The 2,981-nt window shown below is 67.8% G+C and carries 3 protein-coding genes and 1 pseudogene; all 4 read right to left on the bottom strand.

What is annotated here, in order from left to right:
- Window positions 1-76: 76 nt before the first annotated feature.
- Window positions 77-1,717, bottom strand: coding sequence for a pilus assembly PilX family protein (locus tag ACTHMS_RS21890; RefSeq protein WP_440308777.1), 1,641 nt, complete (start codon window positions 1,715-1,717; stop codon window positions 77-79).
- Window positions 1,714-2,307 carry a PilW family protein gene (locus ACTHMS_RS21895; protein WP_440308778.1) on the bottom strand — a complete coding sequence of 198 codons (594 nt, stop codon included), beginning with the start codon at window positions 2,305-2,307 and terminating at the stop codon, window positions 1,714-1,716. The genes ACTHMS_RS21890 and ACTHMS_RS21895 overlap by 4 nt, the downstream gene beginning before the upstream one ends.
- Before the next feature lie 3 nt (window positions 2,308-2,310).
- Window positions 2,311-2,736: a PASTA domain-containing protein gene (locus ACTHMS_RS21900; protein ID WP_440308779.1), complete on the bottom strand. Its 426-nt coding sequence runs from the start codon at window positions 2,734-2,736 to the stop codon at window positions 2,311-2,313.
- Window positions 2,737-2,776: 40 nt separating this feature from the next.
- A pseudogene (locus ACTHMS_RS21905) lies at window positions 2,777-2,981 on the bottom strand (hypothetical protein); the annotation flags it as partial.

Below are 2,981 nucleotides of genomic sequence, written 5' to 3' on the forward strand. Positions count from 1 at the left end.
CGAAGACGAGAGGCAGGACGAAGTCCATCACCTTCTTATCGACACCGGAGCAACGGCGCTTGAGCGCCCTGCGGCATCAGGTGCAGGCGGGGCCGTTACAGAAGTCGGTCGGCGGGGAGATCCAGAAGGCGCCGGGCGGCTGCTGGATCGAAAGCGGCAGGATGGTGATCGGCGGGAAGGTGCCGCCGAACTGCTGCCCCACGATCACGGTCTTGTTACCGGAGACGAGCGGTCCCTCGGTCTGGGCGCTCTGGCCGGTGGCCACCGTGTTCGTGGCGTAGAGGCCGCCCTGGAACGAGCTCTGCGACGGCCCGACCGTGACGCCGTTCGGGCCGTTCGAGGCCAGGATGAGGATCTTCTTGTTCGGGTCCCAGTTGTTCCAGTCGCAGTTGGTGCCGCTGACGGCCGCGCAGAGCATCTCGCTGTTGACCGAGATGTCGCCGCTGGCAAAGAGAACTGCCTGGCAGTCCGCCGTCTGCGTGCAACTGCCGCCGGAGCCCGTGCCCGTGTACGTGATCGGCTGGTTGCCCGTGGTCGTAAAGGTGACGTTGCCGTCGATGAAGACGGTGCCGGTGATCGTGAGCACCCGCGTCGCCGCGTTGTACGAGAGCTGCCCCTGCCCGGTCTTGCAGGTGTAACTCGTGGCCGGCGTGAGGTTGAACGTCGTGAGGACGCTGTCGTTCATCGTCGTGTCGTTGTCGAACGTCGGAGGCGTCCCGCTGGTCGACGAGCACGGATTCAGCGGCCCGGGTGAGGAGACGGTGTACCAGCCGCCGACGGGGTCGCCGGCGCAGGTGCCCGGGCCCCAGCAGATCGTCGGCGCCGAGACGTTCGCGAAGTCCGACGCGGGTCCGGTCAGATTGGTGGGTGCGCCGCTGACCCAGACGTTCGTGTTCGGCTGGTTGCCCGGCACCGGCTCGCTCTTGCACGGATTGACCTGCCCGCCGCTGCTGACCTGGCAGTAGCCGCCGACGTGGGCGGAGTTGACCGGCGAGGTCTTCGTGCCGATCGAGCTCTGCTTGTTGTTGAAGGTGAGGAAGCCGCCGACGTAGACCGGCTTGATGATCGACGCGTTCTGTCCCATGCAGAGGTTGCCGCCGACGTAGACCGGGACGTTGATCGTGACGCCCTGCCCGACCGAGGTGTCACAGGTACCCGGGGTCGGCCCGCCCGGCGAATAGACGGTGTTCCAGACGGCGACCTGGTAGCTCACCGACGGCGGACCGTTCACCTGAAGCTTCGCGGTCATGTACTTCACGAGCGGAGCGGCCCCCGTCGGGTTGTTCACCTGCGCCTTCGCATGCAGCGTCCACCACCAGCCCCAGCCGGACTGCGGCCCCGTGGTGACGTTGGCGACCGATCCCCACCACCAGACCTTGCCGGTCGAGTAGGTGGTCAGATTGGCGTGCGCCAGGTCGACCGGGAGCAGCGGGCTCGGGCTGCCGTTCGCCTGGGGGATCAGGTACTTGTTGCCGGCGCCGCACAGCGGCGTGCAGTTGGCGGCCTGGGCAAGCACCGAGACCGCGTTGTTGACTCCGGCTTCTGCGAGCGAGCCCGCGACCTGTTGCGCCTTCTGGATGTTGGCGTTCCGCTGGTTGCCGGCGGTGAAGATCATCACGGCGCCGAGCGCGAGCGCCAGGAAGGTCATCACGAGCAGGGCGATGACGAGCGACTGGCCGCGCTCGTTCCGGAAGCGGCTGAGGACGCGACGCATCATGAGACCGGCGCGTTCCTGAGCATCATGGTGTCGGTGAGCGTGTAGAGGTCCTGGTTGGCCGCCCGACCGGGCTTGAGGTTCGCGTCCAGCGGGAGCTTGACCGTCAGCTGCGGGTGGAAGCCGGTCGTGAGCACCGAGGTGAAGACGGCCTTCGTCGTGAGGTTCTGTGCCTGCAGGACTCCGGTGCTCGCGGCGCAGGTGGCACCGACCTGGCGATAGAGCTTGTACGGGGAGCTGGTCCCCGTCGCGCACCACGTCACCTGGGGACCGGCGGCACCGTTGACTCTGATGCACGTGTCGTCGAGCGTGACGGTGTCGCCTGCCGTACCGGCCGCGACGGTCGACCCGTTCAGCTGCACCACCGCGGCGGAGCAGGAGGACTGGACGTCGTTCCGCATCTTGGTGAGGGCGACGCGGGCGTCCTGCTGGGCCTGGAAGCGCTGGTTCAAGTCAGTCGTCGCGTGAAGGCCGCTGATCGAGACGCCGAGGATTCCGGTCATCACGATCCCGAGGATGGCCATGGTCGTGAGCAGTTCGGGCAGAGTCATGCCGTCCTCCCGTGCGAGCCACGCCCGGATTCGCGTCGCCATCGCCTAGCCCGAGTTGGCGTGCCTCGCGCGCCGGATCAGGCTCGCCCCGTACTGCGACCTGTCCTGGGGCAGGCCGACCTCGGGACCCGTGCCGCGCGCAAGCCACAGGGTGATCGTCGGAGCCCCGGTGTTGACCACGTGCGTGCCGGGCTTCGGGCTCTGGCGGACGACCCTGTTGGCGGGGAAGCCGTGGACGGCTCCGCGGACCTTCCAGCCGAAGCCGTTGTCCTCGAGCGTTCCCGACGAGAAGACGAACAGCTGGCCCTGCACGTTCGGCACGACCAGAACCTGCTGCGGCGCCTTCGCCTGCGACTTCGGCTTGCTCGCGGGTGCCGGCTTATCGGCGGCGAGCGCGATCGTCGCGCTCACGAGCAGGACGACGGCGGCGACTGCGACTACGCGGGGAAGCGTGAGGATACGCCCGGACACGGCACGTGCATCGGAAGCTTGGAATGCGCTCATGACCCCTCTAATGGGTGAAGTAGACGACGTCGGGAGTGAATGCGGTGCTGCTGTCGGCGTTGTCGCTGCCGGTGGTGAAGGTCGTCGCGCCGCCCGTCATCGGCACGCCGCCGAACTGCGCGCCGAGGATCCGCTTGGCGCCGTCGTAGTTGGCGGCGAACCAGCGGTCGCCGAGGCTGTCGATGCGGACGTTGGCGCCCGTATGCGGCGCG

It is taken from the genome of Jatrophihabitans sp., from assembly GCF_051960575.1.
In the GTDB taxonomy this organism is placed as follows: domain Bacteria; phylum Actinomycetota; class Actinomycetes; order Mycobacteriales; family Jatrophihabitantaceae; genus JBQCEE01.